Annotated in this window: 27 protein-coding genes, 1 tRNA gene and 1 pseudogene; 10 read left to right on the top strand and 19 right to left on the bottom strand. The window is 41.5% G+C overall.

Features of this window, described 5'->3' with window-relative positions:
* The 6 genes from NCCP2222_RS20925 to NCCP2222_RS20255 all read right to left on the bottom strand — a co-directional run.
* Window positions 1-134, bottom strand: a 134-nt coding sequence (locus NCCP2222_RS20925) for a transposase (protein WP_375709233.1), incomplete at its 3' end; no start/stop codon positions are given.
* A 136-nt stretch (window positions 135-270) separates the two neighbouring features.
* Window positions 271-651 carry a multidrug DMT transporter permease gene (locus tag NCCP2222_RS20275; RefSeq protein ID WP_248514214.1) on the bottom strand — a complete coding sequence of 127 codons (381 nt, stop codon included), beginning with the start codon at window positions 649-651 and terminating at the stop codon, window positions 271-273.
* Window positions 652-1,547: 896 nt separating this feature from the next.
* Complete coding sequence (locus tag NCCP2222_RS20270; protein ID WP_248514213.1) at window positions 1,548-1,862, bottom strand: YolD-like family protein; 315 nt, start codon at window positions 1,860-1,862, stop codon at window positions 1,548-1,550.
* Window positions 1,855-2,622: a GNAT family N-acetyltransferase gene (locus tag NCCP2222_RS20265; RefSeq protein ID WP_248514212.1), complete on the bottom strand. Its 768-nt coding sequence runs from the start codon at window positions 2,620-2,622 to the stop codon at window positions 1,855-1,857. Before NCCP2222_RS20265 ends, NCCP2222_RS20270 begins: the two co-directional genes overlap by 8 nt.
* A gap of 435 nt (window positions 2,623-3,057) precedes the next feature.
* Window positions 3,058-3,130: transfer RNA gene (locus NCCP2222_RS20260), tRNA-Arg, on the bottom strand.
* A gap of 283 nt (window positions 3,131-3,413) precedes the next feature.
* Complete coding sequence (locus NCCP2222_RS20255; RefSeq protein ID WP_248514211.1) at window positions 3,414-4,277, bottom strand: manganese catalase; 864 nt, start codon at window positions 4,275-4,277, stop codon at window positions 3,414-3,416.
* A gap of 373 nt (window positions 4,278-4,650) precedes the next feature.
* Between NCCP2222_RS20255 and NCCP2222_RS20250 the strand changes: the two genes are divergently transcribed.
* On the top strand, window positions 4,651-4,812 hold the full coding sequence (locus NCCP2222_RS20250) for a hypothetical protein (RefSeq protein ID WP_248514210.1): 162 nt from the start codon (window positions 4,651-4,653) through the stop codon (window positions 4,810-4,812).
* Between the two features lie 80 nt (window positions 4,813-4,892).
* Here NCCP2222_RS20250 and NCCP2222_RS20245 read toward each other — a convergent pair whose 3' ends face one another.
* Both NCCP2222_RS20245 and NCCP2222_RS20240 read right to left on the bottom strand, forming a co-directional pair.
* Entirely contained in the window at window positions 4,893-5,657 is a 765-nt protein-coding gene (locus tag NCCP2222_RS20245; protein WP_248514209.1) for an alpha/beta fold hydrolase, read from the bottom strand.
* A gap of 9 nt (window positions 5,658-5,666) precedes the next feature.
* Window positions 5,667-6,302: a TetR/AcrR family transcriptional regulator gene (locus NCCP2222_RS20240; RefSeq protein WP_248514208.1), complete on the bottom strand. Its 636-nt coding sequence runs from the start codon at window positions 6,300-6,302 to the stop codon at window positions 5,667-5,669.
* Between the two features lie 581 nt (window positions 6,303-6,883).
* On the opposite strand from NCCP2222_RS20240, the pseudogene NCCP2222_RS20235 reads away from it, so the two are divergent.
* Window positions 6,884-7,141: pseudogene (locus NCCP2222_RS20235) on the top strand (transposase); the annotation flags it as partial.
* A 41-nt stretch (window positions 7,142-7,182) separates the two neighbouring features.
* Here NCCP2222_RS20235 and NCCP2222_RS20230 read toward each other — a convergent pair.
* The 3 genes from NCCP2222_RS20230 to NCCP2222_RS20220 form a co-directional block, all read right to left on the bottom strand.
* Window positions 7,183-7,473 (bottom strand): hypothetical protein, encoded by a 291-nt coding sequence (locus NCCP2222_RS20230; protein WP_248514207.1) that lies wholly within the window; start codon window positions 7,471-7,473, stop codon window positions 7,183-7,185.
* 408 nt (window positions 7,474-7,881) lie between these two features.
* Window positions 7,882-8,346, bottom strand: a complete 465-nt coding sequence (locus NCCP2222_RS20225; protein ID WP_248514206.1) for an NUDIX domain-containing protein — start codon at window positions 8,344-8,346, stop codon at window positions 7,882-7,884.
* Window positions 8,347-8,374: 28 nt separating this feature from the next.
* Window positions 8,375-8,989, bottom strand: a complete 615-nt coding sequence (locus NCCP2222_RS20220) for an FMN-binding negative transcriptional regulator (RefSeq protein ID WP_248514205.1) — start codon at window positions 8,987-8,989, stop codon at window positions 8,375-8,377.
* 164 nt (window positions 8,990-9,153) lie between these two features.
* Here NCCP2222_RS20220 and NCCP2222_RS20215 point away from each other — a divergent pair, with 164 nt between their 5' ends.
* Complete coding sequence (locus NCCP2222_RS20215) at window positions 9,154-9,327, top strand: hypothetical protein (RefSeq protein ID WP_248514204.1); 174 nt, start codon at window positions 9,154-9,156, stop codon at window positions 9,325-9,327.
* A gap of 62 nt (window positions 9,328-9,389) precedes the next feature.
* On the top strand, window positions 9,390-10,238 hold the full coding sequence (locus tag NCCP2222_RS20210; protein WP_248514203.1) for an MBL fold metallo-hydrolase: 849 nt from the start codon (window positions 9,390-9,392) through the stop codon (window positions 10,236-10,238).
* A 37-nt stretch (window positions 10,239-10,275) separates the two neighbouring features.
* On the opposite strand, the gene NCCP2222_RS20205 is transcribed toward NCCP2222_RS20210, so the two are convergent.
* From NCCP2222_RS20205 to fdhF, 4 genes are all read right to left on the bottom strand, one after another.
* Window positions 10,276-10,593: a DUF3784 domain-containing protein gene (locus tag NCCP2222_RS20205; RefSeq protein ID WP_248514202.1), complete on the bottom strand. Its 318-nt coding sequence runs from the start codon at window positions 10,591-10,593 to the stop codon at window positions 10,276-10,278.
* A gap of 125 nt (window positions 10,594-10,718) precedes the next feature.
* Window positions 10,719-11,360, bottom strand: a complete 642-nt coding sequence (locus tag NCCP2222_RS20200) for a Yip1 family protein (protein ID WP_248514201.1) — start codon at window positions 11,358-11,360, stop codon at window positions 10,719-10,721.
* A 157-nt stretch (window positions 11,361-11,517) separates the two neighbouring features.
* Complete coding sequence (locus NCCP2222_RS20195; protein WP_248514200.1) at window positions 11,518-12,000, bottom strand: helical membrane plugin domain-containing protein; 483 nt, start codon at window positions 11,998-12,000, stop codon at window positions 11,518-11,520.
* A 6-nt stretch (window positions 12,001-12,006) separates the two neighbouring features.
* A complete protein-coding gene (gene fdhF / locus NCCP2222_RS20190; protein WP_248514199.1) occupies window positions 12,007-14,940 on the bottom strand; it encodes a formate dehydrogenase subunit alpha in 2,934 nt (977 codons plus the stop codon).
* Window positions 14,941-15,207: 267 nt separating this feature from the next.
* Between fdhF and NCCP2222_RS20185 the strand changes: the two genes are divergently transcribed.
* The 4 genes from NCCP2222_RS20185 (at window position 15,208) to NCCP2222_RS20170 (ending at window position 18,860) form a co-directional block, all read left to right on the top strand.
* A complete protein-coding gene (locus NCCP2222_RS20185; protein ID WP_248514198.1) occupies window positions 15,208-15,552 on the top strand; it encodes a Na-translocating system protein MpsC family protein in 345 nt (114 codons plus the stop codon).
* Window positions 15,553-15,568: 16 nt separating this feature from the next.
* Entirely contained in the window at window positions 15,569-16,360 is a 792-nt protein-coding gene (gene fdhD, locus NCCP2222_RS20180; protein WP_248514197.1) for a formate dehydrogenase accessory sulfurtransferase FdhD, read from the top strand.
* A gap of 152 nt (window positions 16,361-16,512) precedes the next feature.
* Entirely contained in the window at window positions 16,513-17,793 is a 1,281-nt protein-coding gene (locus NCCP2222_RS20175; protein ID WP_248514196.1) for an L-lactate MFS transporter, read from the top strand.
* A 104-nt stretch (window positions 17,794-17,897) separates the two neighbouring features.
* A complete protein-coding gene (locus NCCP2222_RS20170; protein WP_248514195.1) occupies window positions 17,898-18,860 on the top strand; it encodes a polysaccharide deacetylase family protein in 963 nt (320 codons plus the stop codon).
* Between the two features lie 38 nt (window positions 18,861-18,898).
* Here the strand turns inward: NCCP2222_RS20170 and NCCP2222_RS20165 are convergent, their stop codons facing one another.
* A complete protein-coding gene (locus NCCP2222_RS20165; protein ID WP_248514194.1) occupies window positions 18,899-20,359 on the bottom strand; it encodes an alanine/glycine:cation symporter family protein in 1,461 nt (486 codons plus the stop codon).
* A gap of 201 nt (window positions 20,360-20,560) precedes the next feature.
* Between NCCP2222_RS20165 and NCCP2222_RS20160 the strand changes: the two genes are divergently transcribed.
* Both NCCP2222_RS20160 and NCCP2222_RS20155 read left to right on the top strand, forming a co-directional pair.
* Window positions 20,561-21,073 carry a DUF948 domain-containing protein gene (locus NCCP2222_RS20160; RefSeq protein WP_248514193.1) on the top strand — a complete coding sequence of 171 codons (513 nt, stop codon included), beginning with the start codon at window positions 20,561-20,563 and terminating at the stop codon, window positions 21,071-21,073.
* A gap of 4 nt (window positions 21,074-21,077) precedes the next feature.
* On the top strand, window positions 21,078-21,539 hold the full coding sequence (locus tag NCCP2222_RS20155) for a DUF948 domain-containing protein (protein ID WP_248514192.1): 462 nt from the start codon (window positions 21,078-21,080) through the stop codon (window positions 21,537-21,539).
* A 34-nt stretch (window positions 21,540-21,573) separates the two neighbouring features.
* Here NCCP2222_RS20155 and NCCP2222_RS20150 read toward each other — a convergent pair whose 3' ends face one another.
* The 3 genes from NCCP2222_RS20150 to NCCP2222_RS20140 all read right to left on the bottom strand — a co-directional run.
* Window positions 21,574-22,383 (bottom strand): class I SAM-dependent methyltransferase, encoded by an 810-nt coding sequence (locus NCCP2222_RS20150; RefSeq protein WP_248514191.1) that lies wholly within the window; start codon window positions 22,381-22,383, stop codon window positions 21,574-21,576.
* 120 nt (window positions 22,384-22,503) lie between these two features.
* Window positions 22,504-23,052, bottom strand: a complete 549-nt coding sequence (locus tag NCCP2222_RS20145; RefSeq protein ID WP_248514190.1) for a DUF948 domain-containing protein — start codon at window positions 23,050-23,052, stop codon at window positions 22,504-22,506.
* Window positions 23,049-23,309: hypothetical protein (locus NCCP2222_RS20140; RefSeq protein WP_375709232.1), on the bottom strand; the 261-nt coding region annotated here is incomplete at its 5' end. The genes NCCP2222_RS20140 and NCCP2222_RS20145, both read right to left, overlap by 4 nt.

Here is a 23,309-nt window from a genome sequence, read left to right as displayed (position 1 = left end):
TCGTATTGTTTGACCCACTTAAAGATGGCTTTATGATCTGTCTCTAAAGACTTAGCTATTTCAATTGAACTTTCCCTGCCATTTAAATAACGATTAACTGCTTGTAACTTATCTTCTGCAGTAAATTTAGCCATAGAAAAACTGCACCTCCAATTGTTAGATGGTGTCTAACAATTGGGGTGCAGTTCACTTCAATAGTGAAGCTAGGATTTTATCGTTTTAATAAACTAAGTTTGCTCAATGACTAGTTCAGTGGACAGACCTTTCCGATTAATTTCTTCTAGGATTCGAGCGCATGACCATTGCAAACCAAATGGCAAATCCAAGATAAACTAATGTTAAAATAACAAATAGTACATCAAACTGCTCGGCCAACTGCCGGACCAGAGCAAAAAAAACAACAACGAAATGGATTAGATTTCCCAATACAACTGGCTTGTTATAGATGCCTCCGATCCGGGCAGAACGTGTAAACCAGTTCAACATTGCGAACCCTAAATATAGTCCGCCGATTATTTGCAGTAGAATCAGACTAATGGGTGAAGAGCCAATGCCTAGAATTTCCGATATTTCTTCAGGGATAAAAGTTCCTATTAACCCCAATAAACCCATCATTAAGGCACTACTACTTAAAAGCCATTTTGTTTTCATTTGGTTTCCCCTTTTCACACAGAGTCGTAATATTCCAAAAAAAGAAGAGAGAATTTTATACAGGGCATGCGTTGGTTTGCCGTAATAGACGAATACAGTACTGTGTAAATTAAATAGCTATCGTTTAACAGAGTCCTAGAAACCTAAAATTGCCTGCTTACTATGTTATGTCAAGAGCATTTAATTGGGAGTCGGCATTTTCGACTATTTAACTAAGTATCTTGTGGGTCGTAAAGTAGTTAATTACATTATATGAAGGGAGTAATCGTTCGATACCTTAGGGACACTTTCTAATGCCTGTCGCCAATCGCATTCTAGACATTTTCCATTGCAATAATTTTGTAAATCTTTCACACTCCCAAAATCAATACCTCATACGTAACTTGCATACGCAATTATTGGGTGAATAATGCTTTGAGCGCTGCAATGGTAAGAGGGTATCAGATGAACGACCTAATTTAACTTCGTTTCGCATTTCAATAGGAGTACACTTATAGATAGGAACCATCGTGGTTGCGCCTCCGTAAATGGTAGAAGGTTTTAGCCGGAAAGTTACCAACAGCCTAAAAGAAAAGCCATGGTACACTGCCGATAAGTCAGCAAGTGACGTTACGACAAAAAACCGCGGCCTGATGCGTTTAGTAGCGTTATGACGTCTCAGGCAGGATTCGAACCTGCGACACACGGCTTAGGAGGCCGTATTCACGGATATATGAGTTTGTATGTGTTTATCAATAAGTGAAAGAAAGCGTGTTTCTATCGAGTATAATAGGCTATTACATTAAATAGAGCAATACAATTTTTTATATTCTGATATGAGTTTGCGCACACATTGGGCATCTTGTGTCCAACTATCCTTTGGAAGTAAAAGAGGAGGCAAATCGCCCCCCTCTTTTTTAGTCCACTAATCGGACTGATATGATATCTTCAATGGATATTTTAAAATCCCCGAATGGATCAGCTAGAATGATTGCTTGTTTATGTGTATCAATTTTTACCACGATGCCGCGATGAGGAATTATTCGGCCGTCACTCCAAGTTTTATTACGCGCCTGACATTTTCGTTTGAATGCCAGAGCAAGTTCTTCCTGCAGGGCAACCGAATTCCATTCAGGCGATTCTGGCCGTTCAATATGAACGTCCTCCGCTTGCCAGTCACGCAATTGGAACGTTATTAGCTTAATTTTTGTATACTTTACATCGTTATTCATATACAATCATTTCCCCGACATCTATAAATCCAAATCTCTTATAGATTTTTTTTCCATCTTCTGATGCTTGTAAGACAACGGGTTTTTGTTTATCTTTTGTTTGTGTAAGAAGGTATTGAAACATTTCACTGCCATATCCTTTACCTCTAAATGTTTCTTTTGTCATAACATCATAAATGCCATAACTTTCTTTGCTATCTATTAGTAAACCAGTAGATACAGTTATTTCACCAACACGTCCAATAAACATTTGAATTTCAGAACCTAAATTTACTACAGATAATTTATTAAAATATTTTTCTAACGCATCTTTTTCCCTTGTACCTTCAAATAGGCTTAAAAAAACCTCTTTATATTCATTAAGTTCTTCAAAATTTCTCACAGGAGTAATTATAAGCTGATGAGATTCTCCTTGACGGACATTAAGCGTATTATCAAGTTTCATCATCACATTACATTCTGCTTCATTTAGGTCGTATTCTTGCATCAGGTCTTGCCAGCCAGCGTTTAAATACCGAGAGTTAATCCACGTACTAAAGGGATATTCTTTAAGAGACATATTTTCGATGCTACTTCTAATATTAGATGCATTTTTTATATCTGCAGATTTCGGCAAAAGTATATTGAATGTATCAGTGGGTATTTCTGTATTTGCTAAAACGAAATCTTCTTCTTTGATAAGATTTCCATTAACCGCATTAGTGAATATTCTTAATTTTTCTTCTAGATTATTTATAACTATTTGTTGATTTGCAATCATTTCTTTGCCCCTTCCATTTAGATAGAGCGCTCGCTCTTTTTATTATAGGAGCAATTTAATACTAATAATACATTGTTCACAGTTTCTATATCCTCCCATAATTTTCAGGAAACTTAAAGTACGCTTGTTTAATTACTCCAAAGTCCCGTCTTGGATTAAACTGCTTTGTCGAATAAAGTCCTTAAAGCGTCGTTTGGTAACATTTCTTTACTTAGATAATCCGTGTTGCACTAAACTGCTCCGGGGAACTACAATGAGCGTGTATGGCCATGTGTTAGAAAAAGTAGATCAAACTGCCGCAAAACACTTTGAGGACTGGTATCAATCAATAAAAAGTAAATTGGGCACACTTTGGGCACAAAACGGATTTTTTCTCCGTAAGTACAAAAAAAAGAAAAACCTCACAAACTCAATGTCTGCAAGGTTTCCACGTGACGTCCCAGGCAGGAATCGAACCTGCGACCTACGGCTTAGGAGGCCGTCGCTCTATCCCCTGAGCTACTAGGACATGTTTATATAAAATATACCGTACTAGTTTATCTACAACAGTAGTATTGTAATGGAGTATAGCGATAAAAGCAAGCGCAAACGAAGCAAACTCTCTTCCCTTATAGATTAAAAACAAGTCAGCGGATGTAGCATGTCGCTTTCTTAATCCTTTTGCTTCGGTTCTTCCATGCCTCTAGGAAACTATATTTCAAGATCTGACACTTTTATTATTAATTAATAAAAGCATCCTTGCATTGGATGCTTTTTATATCAATACTTATTCTGTATAGAAGCTATAATAATTAACAAGTATGGGGCGGCATCGGTGGCATGTTGGCATTGAGTACTGCAGGGGGCGTGTCGAATATATATGGTGGAGCTGCTTCTAAGTGTGGTTTCCCTCCAAGGGGTATCGGTGTGGCAACGTAATTAAATGTACCAAGTCCGTCCATACTTGGACCACGCGCCCAACGACCTTGCGCACTTTCATTGCCTTGGGAGAAATTAAACAACGTATAGGAAACTTCCTGCTTCTCCAAACTTCTTGGAAACGTACTTGGAACCACTATATTTTCTTTCTCCTCGAGCTCCCTTATAGCTGCAACCCATTGATTCTGATGCATAGTATCTCTGGCAATGAGCCAGGATAGCATATCTTTTACGCCTCGGTCGTTTGTCATTTCATACAAACGTGTTACTTGCAAGCGACCTTGCGATTCTGCATTCAAGTTGGCTCGGAAATCTGCGAGCAGATTGCCGCTTGCTATAATATAATCTGCTGTCCATCGATTTCCCACGCTGTCAGCAGGCATTGCACCAAGACCAGAGACGATTGCGTGCTGTGGATTCATCCCACCTAGAATAGCCCCCAAAACAGGATCTTTTGCCGCATCCTCCAAATCACCAACGGGTGCTCCATCCAGAAGTCTTGCAATCATTGTAGCAAGCATTTCAATATGGGCTAACTCTTCTGTTCCGGTATCCATCAGAAGATCCTTATACTTTCCGTTTGCTCCCCGAACACTCCAGCCTTGAAATAAATATTGCATCGCTACGGAAATTTCTCCAAACTGCCCGCCGAGCACTTCTTGTAATTGCTTAGCAAAAAGTGGATCCGGCCGTTCCGGTTTCGCATGATATTGAAGCTCTTTCACATGATAGAACAATCAAATGCCTCCTAATTAATAATCCGCCATCGTATGATTCAATCAAAACTCTAGGTGTGAGAAAACCATCCCAGCTTACTGTTACATTTTTTCTGGAAAAGTAATTTCCCTCTCGCTTCTCCTTTATATACAGCGGTCCCCTTAGTATATTAGGTAAATAGCCGTTAGGTTACAGAACCATGTTGATGAATCCATTGGCATTTCTCTCTAAGGGCGATTAATAACTTATTAATTGTACATTCGAATCGCTAGTACTAATTGATAAAAGATTAGCTTCTACAACCTCATATTTCAGGTTAAGAAGGATAGTTATCCTGTTGGTGTACATACTAAATATCCTTTGAATAATTAATTTTTAGGGAGGTTAGAACGAATGACAGAAGATAAAAAGGATGACCATAAAAAAAAGACAGACTTCAATACATGGACAGCCTATGGCGATCCTGTAAAAAGAAATCCGTCCACTTCTAAGGAATCAAATTCTCCAATGCTAGAGAAGGCTAAACAGGATGGGAATAAAACTAAAAATAAATAATATTGGAATTCAATTGTTCCATATCAAAAGCCGATTCAGATCGATGAATCGGTTTTTGTGTTTTTTCATCATTTCTTTCTTTATACCAAAAGGAATGTCTCTTCCTTGAAAAACGCTTCAATCAGTGCTAGATATTCTTCAGTATGCACCAAGCTCAATTCTCCATGGTTCATTCCCTCTGCTATATATAGCGTGCCATGAGGGATGGTATTCTTAATCAATTGCGCTGATTCTTTCATTACCTTAATCTCTTTTGCGCCAACAATGATCAATACATTTGCTTCGATTTCTTTAACCATTCTTTTCAACTGGTAATTCCCATTGCTCTCTGTAATATTTAACAAAGATGTTTTAGAGATTTTTTGGCTGTCTTCGAAGTATTTATCAAACAAGTCGTCTGAAATCTTCAATGTCTTGGCCTGTAACTTTGCAAACCATTTCTGTTGAATCCATCGATAGGTCATTTTTTGCATTAGCATCGAAATTTTTGTCATTGTTCTAATTGGAATGGCCAACCCACTTTCAATGACAGCTTGTTTGGCGATTCCTTTTCTTTTAGAAAGGACTTCTAACACAATTTGGGCACCTAACGACAACCCACATATGGCAAATACTCGCCCATTACAATGCATATCGATAAAATTAATTAGTTGATCTGCTGAATCTTCAATACTTTTAAAAGTAGTTTCGCCATCTTCGCCATGTCCATCTATAATGGGTGTGACAACATAATAGTTCTTCGATAAATAATCAACTTGTCTCTTCAGCGACCAATCGGATAGGCCCCCGCCGTGCAGCAAAATAATCGTTTCCCATTCCGAATTCCCCGATAAGTTAAACTTCATGACTTCCCCCTATTGGTATTCTTTTTTATAAAATAGTTTCTTAAGTTTTGAAAAAGATTTGGCATCGCGCTCAAAATAATAATTCCAATCAACTGAGGCGAGATCATCTCCTACTTCCTTTAACAAATCTGCCTCATACCCATTGAGCAACCACTTAATATAGGTGAACACCTCATGGGTGGACATGTCTTCCCTAAACATATCCATATCCAGGTTGTCATGAAGCTTATTCAAAATATCCTTTTCGAGCTTGACTAGCTGTGTTTCCATTGTTTTCGGCAGTTCAATTTCATCTCTAAATTGATAATAGTAACTAGAAAGAAAACTAAATAGATAAGGGTTTTCTTGATAAATGGCATGTTTTAAACTACGCTGCTGCTTATACCTTTCAAAAAAATCCCGAATATCTATATCAATTTTTTTAACGTAGTGATCCATTACATAATCGATCGCAAACTCAAGAAGAAAATAAAACAATTGCTGTTTGTTTTGAAAATAATAAAAAAGCAAGCCCTTCGAAATTCCTGCCCGTTTGATAATACGATTGGTTGAAGCATTTGAAAAACCATGCGAGGCAAATTCCTCTAACGACGCATTCATAATTTTTTTGCGTTTTTCAATGTCTATATCCCACAAGTTATTCATCAGACCCCTCCAATTTGACCAGACCGGTCAATTTCAGTATAGAATAATTGACCACATCGGTCAAATTAAATATAAAAAAAAGAGATGGCTATCGTGCTATAACGGGTTCGGTTAATGGGGAGAAAACGCCAAAACGCACCTCAAATATCACCCTTATTAGCATACGTTTCACAGCTTATTAAGTAACAGTATAGACAGCATTAAAAAACGCACTTTTTTAGGTGCGTTTCAGACTGTAGACAAACTCCATGAATTTTGGAGTTTGCCTGCAGTTTTTTTCTTTTACAATGAAAGAACGACTAGAAAAGTTGATTTCCGCTACGGCTGGTCGCTTTCCGCGGGCACGGCTTCAGCCAAGCGAACTGCAACGGGTTCGCTTTGCCGTATTTCTGCGATTTTAGCGGAAATTAAGGCAGCTCCTCCTGTGCTCCCAACGCTACGCTTTTGGTCGCAAAAGCCGTTCTTCGTAACGGCCTTCGCTGTGCTCCGTCCAGGGTCTTCAGCTCGCGCTGTTCCCGCTGGAGTCGCCAGCCTTCGCTCCAATCAACGGTGTCTGCCAAAAAATACTCGAGGTGATGGATATGATGACGAAGAATCAGATCAACGAGCGTGAACAACTAGAAATGCTGACTATTGAACAATTGGTGCCGAAAGATCATCTTGTTCGGAAGTTAGATGCAGCCATTGATTTCTCCTTCATCTATCCATTGGTAGAAGACCTATATTCGACAGTTGGGAGACCCAGTATTGACCCTGTGGAATTGATCAAAATGACCTTCATCCAATATACCTTCGGCATACGATCCATGCGCCAGACCTTCCTTACAATCGCGTCCGATTTTGGAAGAGGATTGCACTAAACATTATCCTTTTCCAGCCATTACCGCTGAATGTTTTCTAACACCCGAGGTTCGTTTTCATTGTTTGAGTACGTGACGAAATAATCCACCTCTTCTTCGATAAGGTTCCAAACCATCTTCTCTTTTATCATTATCTTGAACGTATCTTCTTTGTTCGGCATGCTCGGGTTGTATCCCTTGACCCAATATTCTTTGTTGTTGTTCGACTGACCTTTTTCAATCACAACAAACGACGAGGTGGTTGATGCTCCTCCACAAGAGGCGAGTAATAATGTGAAAAGGATGATGAAAAGCCCGAAATATTTTTTCATAAATTCCCCTCCAGTAGCTAAATAATGTCTTTTAACAAACTGGCTCGTATGTTAAATGAATACGATAACTATATCCTATTCTATCGTAAAAGGACCCTCTTTCTCTTTAATTAATTAACTATTTCAAAAAAATTCAAACTGCTTTTAACAAGTTAACATGTGTTTTATGAGTACAATTAGCACTGTAAATCGCAATGGCACAGAATTTTATGCGATGTTGTGAATTACCATGCTAATAGCTGTGCCAATTCACCAGAATTTTAAGTCGCAACCTGGATATAACTACAAAAACAGGGACACCAATTCATGTGCGTATTGCGTCCCTAATTGGTATTTTATTTAATAATTTCTCCCCGTGATCCGAATCCGTTAATCATGCTAAGCCATCTTAAAATAATATTATCCAACTCATTCTCTACCTATCCAATTCAAAAGTTTTAAATCGACCTCATCGACAAACCCCACATCTTCTTTACCATCCCACAGGATGATTTTTGAGGTTTCAGCATTCTTCTGAAAGGGCTGTAATCGATTAATACTCGTGAAGTATACGGGATTATATTTTAGTGATTGAGTTGTCAGGTTCTTCACTTTCATTAATCCTTTAAACTCCATATCTGTTACCCGTTGCCCTGTCTCCTCGTAAAGTTCCCGAATTGCACAATCTCTGGCAGTTTCATGAACTTCTCTTTGTCCAGCAGGGATTTCCCATTGTTCCCTCCATGTGTTATAGCACATTAGATATTTACCAGCACATTCGACAATAGCAAATGAGCCGGCAATTGGATGAAACTGCATCATATCTTCTTCAAACAGCCGAATGAATTCCAGCCATTCGTATCCATGATTTTTTGTCATGATCTTTTTACTCAAGTACCTATCCCCTTTATCAAATCATTGACTACTTCCGCTGTCTTTTCATTTCTTCCGCCACTTGCTGACTATCTCCTTGATCTTCTAGATACAACTTCTCAATGATCGTCTTATAGTCGTCTTCATTTCTATTTTGGCTTAATTTATATGCAGCTTGGATTTCATTTACCTTAATCTTGAATCCAACAATTCCTTTGAGCTCTTTCGTTATTAACCCGTCTGAAAGCTTTTCCCATACGACACCTTCTGGACGATGACTTTCGTATTTCTTTAATAAATGCGTTAGATCGTGGACAAGTTCTTCTTGAGTTACTATTTCAGGTACGCCATAAAGGTGGACAGCCTGGTAATTCCATGTAGGAACGTTCTCCTCCTCATACCATGAGGAAGAAATATACGAATGCGGACCTTGAATAACGAGAAGTACTTCCTCGCTTTCCTTAAAAGATTTCCATTGCGGATTGCCATACGCCATATGGCCCGTCACAAAAAAGTCCTCTCCATTTTGTTTAAAAAGTATTGGAAGATGGGTAGCAATGGGTCTTCCATTGTGTGAAGTAACCAACATGGCAAACGAGTGCTTTTCGATAAAATCTTTTATTTCCTGCATGTCGGTTACTTTAAAGTATTTGGGTATGTACATACTCAATTAGCCTCCATTCTATTTTATCTATTTTATTTATATTAGCATTCTACCAGTTTCTACGTTTAATCAATATGATAAATCATTTCTTTATGTTTTTTTAAGTATGAGTACAACCAAGTGAGGCACACTAATAGAAGCGAAAAGCAAGAGGAGCGATACAGATGACAGATCAAGACAAACGTAAATTTTTGCCTAAACAAGAACAACTGCGATTGAAAAGCTATGAAGAGTTTTCTCATGAATTTGCCTCTTTGGGCGATTACCGAAACGCAATGATCGATTCATACCGCGAGATGAAGAAAGCAGAAGACCAACGCGATCAGGAAGATTCATAACGTGTCGCTCACTTAAAAAGGGGTATTGATGAATAAAACATTTGATAGGAGGATTTTACGCCATGGAGAGAAGTTCATCTACCGAAAGATTTCAACCATTGACCTCCATTTCCAGCGGAGATGGATTAGAAGTAACACCGGATCTATATTGCCTGACGATCCAAATCGTCAATGTCGTTTTTTATGGGCATGCAGGCGAGGGTAATGACTGGGTGTTAATTGATGCCGGAATGCCAAAATCAGCGGATGCTATTAGAGAAGCAGCTGAGGACCGATTTGGTGAAAACAATCCGCCAAAAGCAATCATTTTGACACATGGGCATTTTGATCACATCGGCGGACTGATAGATCTTTTAGAAGTTTGGAACGTACCCGTTTACGCCCATCCATTGGAAATTCCCTATTTAACCGGGCGAAAGGATTATCCGAAACCAGATGTGTCTGTGGAGGGAGGAATGGTTGCCAAGTTGTCGTTCATGTTTCCCCATGAAGGCATCGATCTTGGCCCGAGCGTCCATCCACTCGCAAATGACCATACGGTGCCTTTTATGCCCGAATGGAAATGGATTCATACGCCCGGACATTCGGAAGGACATATCTCTCTCTTTCGTGCTGCTGACCACGCAATGATTGTTGGTGATGCCTTTGTGACAGTTCGCCAAGATGCGCTCTATAAAGTAATAACACAAGAGAAAGAAGTAAGTGGACCGCCACGTTATTTGACAACCGACTGGGAGAAATCCGAGCAATCCGTAGATATCCTTCAAGCCTTAGACCCACATATCGCAATTACGGGGCATGGTCTGCCAGCGAATGGCAGCTGGCTGAGAGAAAACTTAACAAAACTTGCCACTGATTTCCGTCAGTTGGCTGTGCCAGATCACGGAAAATTTGTAGAAGATGATCAGTAAGAAGCTACTCTAGCCGGATTCCTTAGAATCTGGCTTTTTATGTTGTAATTCTGAAGCGATTCCCTGTGTTTGTAAAGAGTACGGCAAAGATAATTAACAAAAAGAGTAAAATAACACCCACAATGAGAAACACTTGTGAGTCAAGCATGTCACTAACTCCCATCATGATTATGCAAAAACAGACTCCATACATAATTTTACCCATGAATCTGCATAATGCCGGTTCGTCATAGCTTGCTCTTTCTTCCTCAGACATCGTATTATAACCAGCAAGAAGGGCAGCGCCTTTACCGCATGAAAGGACTATGGCGAAAATAAGGAATGGTACAGATAAAAAAAGAAGGCTCAATCCCATAGAGACTCACTCCCTTTCTAAAGAGTTCTTTCTATTATATACGGTACATCAAAGTCATCGGTTTCGAACAAAAAAACGAAGAAGCGTATACTTCTTCGTCTTTCCTTTTCAATAACTATTTTTTATTACAAGATTAAAATAACAATGAAGGCAAAGATGGCAACAAATAGAAGCAGAATGACGGTCGGTATAAGAATAGTAATCAAAGCTTTCCATACCGGATAACGGTGTGCTTCTGCAACACAAAACAACGTTCCGACGAATCCCCATACTACAAAAACCATATTCAGGAAGGCTGAAATGAACAGCCATATAGTAGCACCTATGCCTCCTTCTATATAAGAAGAAAAGATTGAGCTTCCTATTATAATTAAATCAGGAATCCAAACAATGCCGCCAATAATATAAAATATATTTATGATTCCATAAACAGCACGCAATTCTCGATAGGTACCTTTGCCTCCCAGCCATTTACCGATAATATATGCAATCCCCGACCCAATCCACCAGCCAAGATATCCAAAAATCGGACCCGCTACTAATGCGATCAAAAAGATAAAAGGTGTTGATATTTTATCTCCAATATTTTTAGCAACGGCTTTGTCCAGCACTTCGAAGATGCCGCCAATTAAGACTAGCACAACGAGGTAATTCATTGGTATTTTCTCAATCGCATACCGGGCCGTCACTTTTGGCCGGACCCAAATGGACAGCCAAGGATTCAACTTTTCAGGAACTGGCTGAAGATTTTCTACTGTTTTATTCATGTTCTACCTCCATATTCTATGTATTGCCATCTCTATACGATTTTCCATTAGGATTGTTTCAATCATTCTATAAAAAGGGTCAAACGATAGAGAAGAATAGCCAAATTCAGTCCTTTGGAATCAAAAAAAGAGGAGGATGGCTCCTCCCCTAAAACACTTAACTGCGATTCAATTCCTTCCCCATGCCTTTCAAGAAATTCAGAGAGAATTTAACTGCTTCATTAATATCCGGGTCATTCAGAGCGGTCAACATTTGGAATACACTAACCTTCGAATCACTGCCTCTATATAATTCCGCCTCTGTCAAACCGCTTTGCACACTGGCAGCCAGCTTGGAGCTCGTTTCCGGATTAATGGAAGAAAGCATGCCTGCTGCATTCGTCAGATGGTTGATCATATTGGTGACTGGTTCCCGGGAAGCTTGGGAGACGGCAATTCCAGCCAGCTTTTCCCGCGCCTCCGCCATTGCTTTTACTGCATCTAATATGCCTGCCTCATTTAACTCATTTGTGATGGCCAGTATTTTTTTGACAGCTTGCTCCTGTTCTGCCAGCAGTGATTGCAATTCATTTAATTTTGCTTCTTGAATTTCCTCCTGGGATAATTCTCGTCTGGTTATCGTTGTAATCGGCGCAGCCATCAATACTCACCCTTTCTCCACGTCGGTTAAATGCTCATAGCCTGGTCTTGCCCATTTCCGCTCCACTTCCACTCCATTTTGAGGATGTCTTTTCTTATTTCGCGGATTGGATGCCGGCAATGGGTTCTTGCCTTCTTTCCGGATTACTTCCATTCTTACTTTTGTTTGCTTAAAGGCCGGCGTGTTCGTTCTCTGGTCGACAGCCGGTCCCGTCAGGAAGTTAATGGCCGATTCTTTTTCCACTGAATTCATCGGCAAGAACAGTTCATTTCCTTTCACTCGGTCCGTGACGAGCGCAGGAAGCCGCAATGCACCGTACGGCGATACGAGTCGCACGGTTGAACCACTGACAACACCGCGTTGCTTTGCCAGTTCCGGTGATACCTCCACAAAAATTTCTGGTACTTTAGATTGGATTCCATCAGATTTATTCGTCATATTTCCTTCGTGGAAGTGCTCCAGCATACGTCCATTGTTAATATGCAAATCAAATTCATCTGGGAATTGAGCCGGCTCTACCCAATCAGACAGGGCGAAGCGTGCTTTTTTATCCGGGAAATTGAAACCATTCATATACAAGAGCGGAGTACTTTCCCCGCCCAAGCTGCCCCACAAGAAACTGTTCCACCCTTCCATGACCGAGTAATCCGCTTGGCCGAACAATGGAGATAAGCTTGCCATTTCGGCAAAAATTTCACCTGGATGACTGTAGGACCAATCCGCTCCAAGACGGTTCGCGATCTCCTGCATGATTTTCCAATCTGCTTTCGCATCACCCAGCTCCGGCAATGCCTGATACAAGCGCTGCACCCGTCTTTCCGTATTGGTGAAAGTTCCATCCTTCTCAAGTGATGGAACAGCTGGTAATATGACATCTGCATATCGGGCTGTGCGCGAGAAGAAGATGTCCTGAACAACAAGGAAATCAAGCTTGGAAAGGACATCATGGACATGATTGGCGTTCGAATCGACGAGCGCCATATCTTCTCCCACAATATACATCCCTTTCATAATTCCTTGATCGACCGCATGAAGCATTTGAATATTATCAAGTCCAGGCTTCCCTTCAATCTCAACGCCATAGGCCCTCTCGAACTTCTTTCGCGCCGCGTCATCCGTAACGTGCTGGTACCCCGGCAACCAGCCAGGAAGCGTTCCCATATCGCATGCACCTTGCACGTTGTTATGTCCCCGCAATGGATATGCGCCAGCTCCAGGACGTCGATAATTTCCTGTAGCCAGAAGCAAATTGGAGATGGCGGCGGACGTATCAGATCCACCTGTGTTTTGCGTAACGCCCATTCCCCATAAAATACATGTTCCATCCGCATCCCGAATCATTTCTGCTGTCCGGATCAACTTCTCTTTCGGCACACCGGTAATATGCTCTGCGAAATCCATTGTGTACGTATGCAATACTTCTTTCAATTCTTCAAAATGGTGAACGTTATCACGGATGAATTGTTCGTCATGCCATCCTTGGTCAATCATATATTTAGTAACCGCCATCAGCCAGACTTGATCTGTTCCTTGCTTCGGACTGATAAAAATATCCGAGCGTTCCGCCATTTCATGCTTTCGCAAATCTGCCACTACAAGCTTTTGTCCATGAATTTTATGAGCCCGTTTCACACGGGTGGCGAGAACAGGATGGCCTTCCGCTGGATTCGCGCCAACGATAATGACAAGGCCCGCTTTTGCAATATCCTTTATCGTCCCAGCATCTCCACCCATTCCGACTGTGCGGAACAGGCCATCCGTCGCAGGTGACTGGCAATAACGGGAGCAATTGTCTACATTATTCGTCTGGAACACTTGCCTGGCCAATTTTTGCATCAAATAGTTCTCTTCGTTCGTGATTTTGGATGAAGAGATTAGACCTACGCTATCACGGCCATGCTTCCGATGGATGCCACCCAATTTGGCAGCAACTAAATCGAGCGCCTCCTCCCAGCTCGTTTCTTCAAATGCTTCGCCACGCCGGATAAGAGGTTTTGTCAACCGTTCTTCGCTGTTGATAAAATCCCAACCAAACTTCCCCTTCACACAAGTAGAGATCGCATTGACAGGTGCCTCTGAAACAGGCTGGATTTTTAATATCTTCCGGTCTTTCGTCCACACTTCGAAGGAACAGCCAACACCACAGAATGTACAAACAGTTTTGGTCTTTTTCGTCCTCGTATCCCTCATTGCGGCTTCTGCATCTGAAATCGCCATGATGCCGCTATATCCAGGTTCTACGTCTTTCACCAAATCAATCATTGGTGTTAATATGTCATCTTTCAAACCCGTCATGAAACCAGCCTCGCCCAGCATGGACTTTTCCATTAACGCATTGCAAGGACATACTGTGACACAGTGTCCGCAACTGACACAGGAGGAATCATTAATTTTAGCGCCCCCATCCCATAACACGATTGGCCGCTCCCGTTCCCAATCGATCGAAAGCGTTTCATTCACCTGTAAATTTTGACACACTTCCACACATTGGCCACAGGCAATGCATTGGTTCGGATCGTATCTGTAAAACGGATTCGTCAAATCGACGCTGTCTTTTGTGCATTTCGGCTCGTAAGGATATTTTTGATGCTCAATCTCCATCATGTCCACAGTGTTATGTATTTTGCAATTCCCATTGTTGTTGTCGCACACTGTGCAATATAGCAAATGGTTTTCGAGAATTCGATCCATCGCCTCTGTCTGTGCCGCCTTGGCACGAGGGGAAGACAATTGTACTTTCATCCCTGCTTCAGCACGTGTCGAACAGGATCTGACCAACTTGCCATCCACTTCCACAATGCATGTATCACATGTTTCGATTGGATCGACTTCTGGCAAATGGCAAATTTGAGGATGTTCTATCCCTGCATGATTGATCACTTGGAGAATGGTCATGCCTTCATCGAAGTCATGGCGTGAATCATTAATCTTAATCGACATATTCCTGCGATTCCCCTTTCATAAAAAAATCCACTATGAAAAATACGCCAAAAACGCCGGCATACAAACTTTCATAGTGGAAATAGTCCAATAGCAGACCTTGCTAAATAACCAATCCAAATTTAAGATAAATGAGAAAGATAGTGCCGATGCATGACATACAAAAGCACCCTCTTGCATTCTAGTATAGTTCATGGAATTGTAATATACAACTAGTCTTTCTATAATTTCTTGATTATTCTAATTACGAAGAACAGGAGTGGTTGAATGTCGAAGAAAATCCATGACTTTAATGCGATTATCCGGAAACTGCGCAAAGATTTGTTTGGCAAGGGGCCGGAGCGGATACAATCTGTCATTGTTGATAATATGGTCATTTCCACTCTCTATGGGAATTTGACGCCAACGGAAAAATTTATTGCCGGAACACCAGAGGGAAAAGAGATGGTCCACGCAGCCCGGACTCGAATGATTCAGGAAGTATATGACATCGCTCCACCAGATGGTTTGGAAGAGCTAATTGGCGCCAAGTTCGTCCATTTGTTTTCCGATATCAAAGTAGACGATGACATTGCAGTTTCCGTTTTCTTATTCGATCGGAATATTGAGTGAGGAAGGAGAAAAACCAATGGATCTTCAAAGTCAACGGGCCATTGTAAAATATTCTAACGGCCAGTTTGTTTCAAAAATGGATGAAGTGGCAGTGGAATACCCGATCACTGTACAGTTGAATGGCAAGGAATTTATTACGATTGTCTGCACACCTCAATACATCGAGGAGATGGTCATCGGATTTTTAGCATCCGAAAAAGTCGTTACCGATATTCGCCATATAACTGATATACGCTGGGAGGAATCGACGGGGATAGTCCACGTAACAACAGAGCAAACATTTCCCTTTTATGAAAAACTGCAAAACAAAAGATACATTACTTCCTGCTGCGGAATGAGCCGGCAAGGTTTTGTGTTCGCCAATGATGCTCTTGCTGCAAAGAAAGTGGTTACGAGGAATGTACTTCTCACCGCATCGGATTGCTTTACATTGATGAGTCAGATGGATGAAAACGCGGATTTATTTCACCAGACAGGCGGCGTGCACATTGCTTCCCTCTGCGCCCCAAAAGGAGCAGTAGTCCAGCGAATGGATATTGGGCGGCATAACGCATTGGATAAGATTTACGGCCATTGTTTGCGCGAAAACATTCCAGTAAAAGATAAAGTGGTTGTTTTCAGTGGGCGTATCTCTTCCGAAATCCTTTTGAAGGTTTCTAAAATTGGCTGTGAAGTGGTACTTTCAAAATCAGCACCGACGGATTTAGCCATCGAACTTGCTGATGAATTGGGCATTACAGCTGTTGGTTTTATACGCCGCAATACGTTTAATGTCTACTCGCATGCTGAACGGATAACTGACGGATAATTCAAATTCTAAAAAATATTTAGTGACATGAAAACTTTTTGGTGGTATTATGGCGGAAATGTGACAAACCTATGTCTCTATCTTCCAGTTCTGTCAACCGAGCTGAGACATCTTTTCTGTCCATAACTTTTATCAAAAAGGAGACGTGAAAAGTGAAAAAAACAAAAAACAGATGGTTGATCGCCGCTTCAGCCGTAGGAATCCACATTTCAATCGGGTCCGTCTATGCGTGGAGCAATTTTACAAACCCGTTGATCGAGCAATTTGGCTGGTCAACGAGCCAGGTGCAATTGACATTTAGTATCGCTATACTTTTCCTCGGTCTATCTGCAGCATTTCTTGGTCATTTCGTTGAGAAATACGGCCCTCGCAAAGCAGGTTTGTTTGCTGCGATCTGTTTCGGTACGGGAGTAATCGGAGCCGGATTTGCTGTAAGCGCTTCCTCGCTGCCTTTGCTTTATTTATTCTATGGGGTGCTCGGTGGAATCGGGCTCGGTGTTGGTTATATCTCCCCTGTTTCGACATTGGTGAAATGGTTTCCAGATCGAAGAGGGCTGGCAACTGGGCTGGCTATCATGGGCTTTGGCTTTGCAGCAGCAATTAGCAGCCCGATCATGGAAGCTCTCATTACATCGGTCGGCTTAAAGAATACATTTTTCATTCTAGGAATTGCCTATTTCATCATCATGGTCCTTTCATCGCTTTACTTAGAAAAGCCAGAAGAAGGTTGGGCTCCTGCAGGCTTTAAAGCAAAATTGGAGTCAGGAAAAGTGGAAGCGAAACAGGATTTGGCTCAATTGACAGCAAACGAAGCTGCTAAGACGAAACGATTCTACTATTTGTGGCTTATGCTATTCATCAATGTCACTTGCGGTATTGCAATCCTGTCTGCTGCCAAGCCGCTAGCAATCGAAAGTATTGGCATGACGACTGTTCAAGCGGCTGCTCTTGTTGGAGTCCTTGGCCTGTTTAATGGAGCTGGCCGGCTGGGCTGGGCATCGATTTCCGATTATATCGGCAGACAGCATACGTACACTGCCTTTTTCGTTATCCAGCTTGCCTTGTTCGCGCTGTTGCCATTTACAACGAACGCTATTATTTTTCAAGTTATGTTAGCTGTCATTTATACTTGCTACGGCGGTGGCTTCTCTTGCATACCTGCCTATATCGGAGACATTTTTGGAACGAAGCAGCTTGGTGCCATCCACGGTTACATTTTAACCGCATGGTCAGCAGCAGGAATTGCTGGTCCGATGTTTGCTGCTTGGATGAAAGATACGACAGGAAGCTATGAAAGCAGTCTACTGTTTTTCGCTGGACTCTTTGCTGTTGCATTCATCATCTCTCTTCTGATTAAAGCAGATATCAAGAAAGTCCGGGCACGAAATGGCGTAGAAAACAGGAAAATGCCAGAACCGATTAAGAGCGTGTAAAAAAATCTCTTCAAGAAGCCCGTGATTTCTTTTTATCTCGGGCTTTTACGTATGTTTTGAGTGCCTTGGGGTACGCTAACCGAAATGATTGAGGAGAGAAAAGTATGAAACAGTTTCTTTTTATTCTCACGCTTTGCGCCATCGTGTTTTTAGCCACCCCTTTGCGTTTGGAACAGACGGAATCCGTAAAATTGCCGACAGCTTTCACTAGTGAAAAAGATTTGAGACAAATTATTGATTCATATGCAAAGACAATGAGGATTAAACCGGAGAATGCCATCGTGGATTCAGTTTGGAAAGCAATTCCTGGCTATAACGGTCTTACTGTAGACGTCGAAGCCAGTTTTAATCGTATGATTCGAGATGGGAAATTTGATGAATCATTAGTTGTTTACAAGGAGCTGCCGCCAGCTGTACGATTGGCAGATTTACCACCAGCCCCGATTTACAAGGGAAATCCAGAAAAACCAATGGTCACTTTTTTAATTAATGTGGCGTGGGGGGATGAGTTCATACGCCCTATGCTCGATGTGTTAGATGATCATGATGTCAAGGTCACTTTCTTCCTTGATGGGAGCTGGACTGCAAAAACTCCAGATCTTGTGAAAGAAATTTATCGACAAGGACACGAAATCGGCAATCATGCTTATAGCCACCCAGATCTTGCAAAGTCCTCTTCTGCAAAAACTAGAGATGAATTGAGAAAGACGAATGAGATAATCGAGAAAACGATAGGTGTGAAACCGACATGGTTTGGTCCGCCAAGTGGCAGTTTTACAGATGAAACAATCGCCATAGCAAGGGATGAAGGAATGTTAACTGTTTTGTGGACCGTGGATACCGTCGATTGGAAACAACCCGAATCGAATGAGATGGTAAACCGGGTGCTATCCAAGGTCGAAAACGGCTCGATGATATTGATGCATCCTACAAAACCAACGGCAGAAGGTATGGATCGACTCATAAAAGGCATTAAAGAAAAGGGACTGGCCATTGGAACTGTATCCGGATTACTCAGTGAAAAACGAATTGATTCGGTTGAGCATGAAGAATTTTACATGCCATAAAATGAGCCCCATCATCAATGGATGATGGGGCTTCTGTTTTAAGGCTTATTCTTGCTGTCAGCGTTGTGAATATAATCGGTTTCCCAAAACTCCGCATTTTTAATACCGAGTTTTTTCGGATCAAAGACTGGATCCAATCCGGCCTTTTTTTGCCGCTCATAATCTTTCAGAGCAATAAGGGCCGGTTTCGCGAGAATAACAATCGCGATGACATTAAGCCAAACCATAATTCCTAGTCCGACATCACCAAGTGCCCATGCTAATTCAGCCGGCCTGATCGCGCCAAAAAATGCTGTTAGCAAAATAATAATCTTGAGTACAAACATGACCGTCTTGGAATTTCGATTTCGGAACAAATATGCGATGTTGGTTTCCGCGATATAGTAATAGGCCATAATTGTTGTAAAAGCAAAGAAGAAGAGCGCAATAGCTACAAACCCTGCACCAAAACCAGGCATGACCGTATCTACTGCAGCTTGCGTATAACCAGGCCCTTGTTCCACATCGGCCAAGTTTTGAACGATATAGCTGCCATCTTCTGCTTGTGTGTTGAAAGCCCCGGTGAAGAGGATCATAAATGCCGTGGCGGAACAGACAAGCAATGTATCGATATAGACTGAAAACGCTTGCACAAGTCCTTGCTTTGCAGGGTGGGAAACTTCGGCTGCCGCCGCTGCATGAGCCCCTGTCCCCTGACCGGCTTCATTCGAGAAAACGCCACGTTTGACGCCCCAAGAAATGGCCATCCCGATAATGCCGCCAAACGCGGAATCCAAGCCGAAAGCGCTTTTAAAAATCAGTCCAATCACTTCAGGCAGAGCGGTAATATTCATTGCAATAATTATGACGGAGAACAAAATGTATCCAAGTGCCATAAACGGTACAATGATTTGCGCCGTGCTGGCAATTCGCTTGACTCCACCTAGAATGATAAACCCGAGCAACAAAATGATGAGCACTCCTGTTACCCAAGTTGGCATAGAAAAGGCGTTCTGCATACCAGCAGCAATTGAGTTGGATTGAACGCCTGGCATTAACACAGCCATTGCAATCAACGCCGCGATTGCAAACGTCATGCCAAACCACTTCCAGCCAATTCCCTTCTCAATGAAATAGGCCGGACCACCTCGATATTGCCCATCTTGCTTCACTTTATAAATCTGTGCCAAAGTTGACTCGACAAATGCACTGGAAGCCCCAATAAATGCGATGGCCCACATCCAAAATACAGCACCCGGCCCACCATAGAAAATAGCTGTTGCTACACCTGCAATATTCCCTGTTCCGACACGCCCGGATAACGCGATAGACATCGCTTGAAAGGAAGAAACCCCTGCTTCTGAACTTTTGCCTTGGAACATCAATCGAACCATTTCTTTAATATGCCGCACTTGCAAAAACCGGGTTAGTATAGAAAATACTAATCCAACCCCTAGTAAAATATAAATGACTGGCGTACTCCACAAAATATCGTTTAACAGACTGACAAACTCGTTCATTTAACACCCCTCCTTCGATTAATCCATAATTATGAATGGTAGTTTCATAATATACAATATAAATAGAATAGTAAAATATTTTTATTTTCTGTTCTAAATTTGAGTTGCTTGATTGTGGATTACTAACATGTGTGGTTTAGGTTTATTCAATAAGTGGTACTACTATAGAAGGAATAGGGTCAGATTGGAGTGGAATTTAATATGGAAATTCTTTTATATGTCAGCGCCATTATTGCCGCACTGTCTCTGTTGTTAATCGCCGTCTTTGTCATCATTACATTGAAAAGCGCGAAACAGATGCTGGGCGATATGTCGGAAACGATGAAACGAGTGGAAACTAAAATTGGAAAAGTAACCACCGAATCTGAACGACTGATGGATAAAACTAACGATATTGCGGCAGATGTCGAGTTGAAAGTAAAATCGTTGGATGGCTTGCAAGCGTCAGCAGCCAACCTATCCAAGACGACCGAACATATGAATCGTTCATTCAACGAATTATCAAAAGAAATCGCTTCACCTCCGCAAAAATACGTGGATTTGATGGAAAAAGCGACCGTGCTGACCGAAACCATTTCCCGCATTTATACAATCTTTAAAAAACGGTCAAGTGAACCGGCAGCAAGGCAGGAAGAGGCAATTCGGGATCCCCTCCCGCCATCCCGGCAAATTGAAATGTATAGCCAAAACGGCATGAACCATGTAGAGAGGTGATGAAATGGACTGGCTTGGCATTGGAGTACTTATTATAGGCATAGCGTTCGTAGTACTCGTTATTCTGTTAATTAAACCGATCAACAAGCTTTCAGAAACGCTGGATAACGTGGAAAAAACGACAAATCAGCTCCCCGGTTTAATGAATGATGTTTCTCTAAAGACAGCTGAATTACTGGATAATGGAAATTCAACATTAAAACAGGTCAACAAATCAGTAAAAGAAATTGACCCGTATTTTACGATCATTGGCGATGTAGGTGAAGCATCCCAAGAATTAACCACCACCGCGCTTCACAAGGCAACGGAATGGAAAACAAAGACGTCTGGCGCCAAACAGTTTGTCAAGAAAGAAAGATACGCGGGATTACTCGGAGTACTTTCGTTCTTTCAATTTTTAAAGGAACGGAAGCAAATTACTAACACACCTATCGAAATGAATACAAAGGACGACAAGAACGCGTAATGGCTCATAAGCCTTTACGCGTTTTATTTTCCCCTTATTTTCTTCTACTAACGTAAAGCAAATGTGAGGATATTCCCAAAATTGATGGATCTGTTGCTCTTTCTAGAATAAATTCAAAGACCTTTTCTACCTCTTCCTCGCCCTTATCTTTCCAATAAGTCCAACTTGCTGGAGGTAGTATAGCACCTATATTTGAACCTATCAATTCCAATGATTCAAAACCATTTTCCTCCATAAAAGGATTGACATCTCTTACATTAAAATAATATGCGCCTGTAAAGCGCCCTTCTTCTGCATGATTGAAGCATCCCGATTCACTAAATTGAGTAATTGTATTCATCGTATCGTTCGGCTTCCAATGCTCTGGATAGATAAGAGAGGTGAGTAGATGGCGAATTCGAGGCATAAAAGCCACAAACACAATTCCATTTCTTTTAGTTACCCGATGCAATTCCTGGATTGCCTTGATTCGATCCAGTTCATTTTGCAAATGATACATTGGTCCAAGCATAAGAGAGGCTTCAAATTGTTCATCCTCAAGCATGGCAAGATTCCGCGCATCCGCTACATGAAATTCCTCAAATTGGCTTACTAAATCTAGCTTAGCAGCTTTCTCCCTTGCAATTTGTACTAGCCTGGGAGTTAAATCAGTCAGAGTTACTTGATAACCATCTTTCGCCAGCTCCATTGAATACTTTCCAGGGCCCGCGCCATTATCTAGGATAGATCCGCTCGGAGGTAAATATTTTTTGATATAATGCCAGTTGACACGAAATTCGATCGGTTCCCGTTCCAGCCTTCCCCACTCATCAAATTGATTGTAGTAAGTTACGATTTCTTTCATCTCATACACTCCCCTTAAACCACGATTGATGATTAATTCGCCAAAGAGAGGATCAAAACCTTTCTCTACGTTTTGAACATAAAAAGATGCCCGTGAATGTTCACGGACATTTTCCTAATTTTATTTATCATCTGCTGTATATTTCCCGATTGTCGCTGCTTCCTTTGCTTCTTGTTTCATCCGTTCAATATCGAAAGCCCGCTGTTCTCCCGTCACATACAATTTTCTCGGACGAACCGTCTTCTGATTTTTAATTTCATTCCTTTTACGAACGGTATAATACCCGAGTGCCGCAATCCCATATAAACCACCGATTTTCTCATTCCGCTTCGCTTCGTCGGCCTGCTCCACTTTAGATTTAGCCGAATCCACAACATCGACCAACGAGGAAGAATACGTTCTTGTCGTATCACCGATATCACCGACAATTTGGAATAACGGTGTCAGTGATTCCAGTTTTTTATTCGTATCCGCCAATGTTTGCGTACTCGTATGAATTAAGTTTCCTGTTTCGCCAAGCAGTTGATTCATTTGCTTAGGCAGTGCCGCCATGGTTTCATTTACACCACTCAAGACACCTGCAAGCCTGTTCAGCACACGTGCAAGAAAGATGGCAAGCAGTAAAAAGGCTACGCCGATCAATAAAACACCCAATCCAGTTAAACTCATAGACTTCCCTCTCCTCCTTGATAGCTCTTCCCTTTTCGTTCTCCTTGTTTCCACGATTTGAATAATCCTACTGCAAATTCGGAAAACTGAATGATGCGGACAAACGGGCCAGTCCCTTTTAATGTGTCATCTTGTTCGTACGAATGGGTCACATCCGAGATGCCCTCCGTTAAATTTTCACTCGTTTCGGCAACATCACGTACCACATAGAAAGCACTGGTCATCGAATCCAACTTTAGCTCCAGGTCATTGACCGT

The organism is Sporosarcina sp. NCCP-2222 (assembly GCF_023168145.1).
In the GTDB taxonomy this organism is placed as follows: Bacteria; Bacillota; Bacilli; order Bacillales_A; family Planococcaceae; genus Sporosarcina.
Note: the sequence above shows the minus strand (reverse complement) of the source record. Positions and strands in the feature narration are given on the sequence as shown.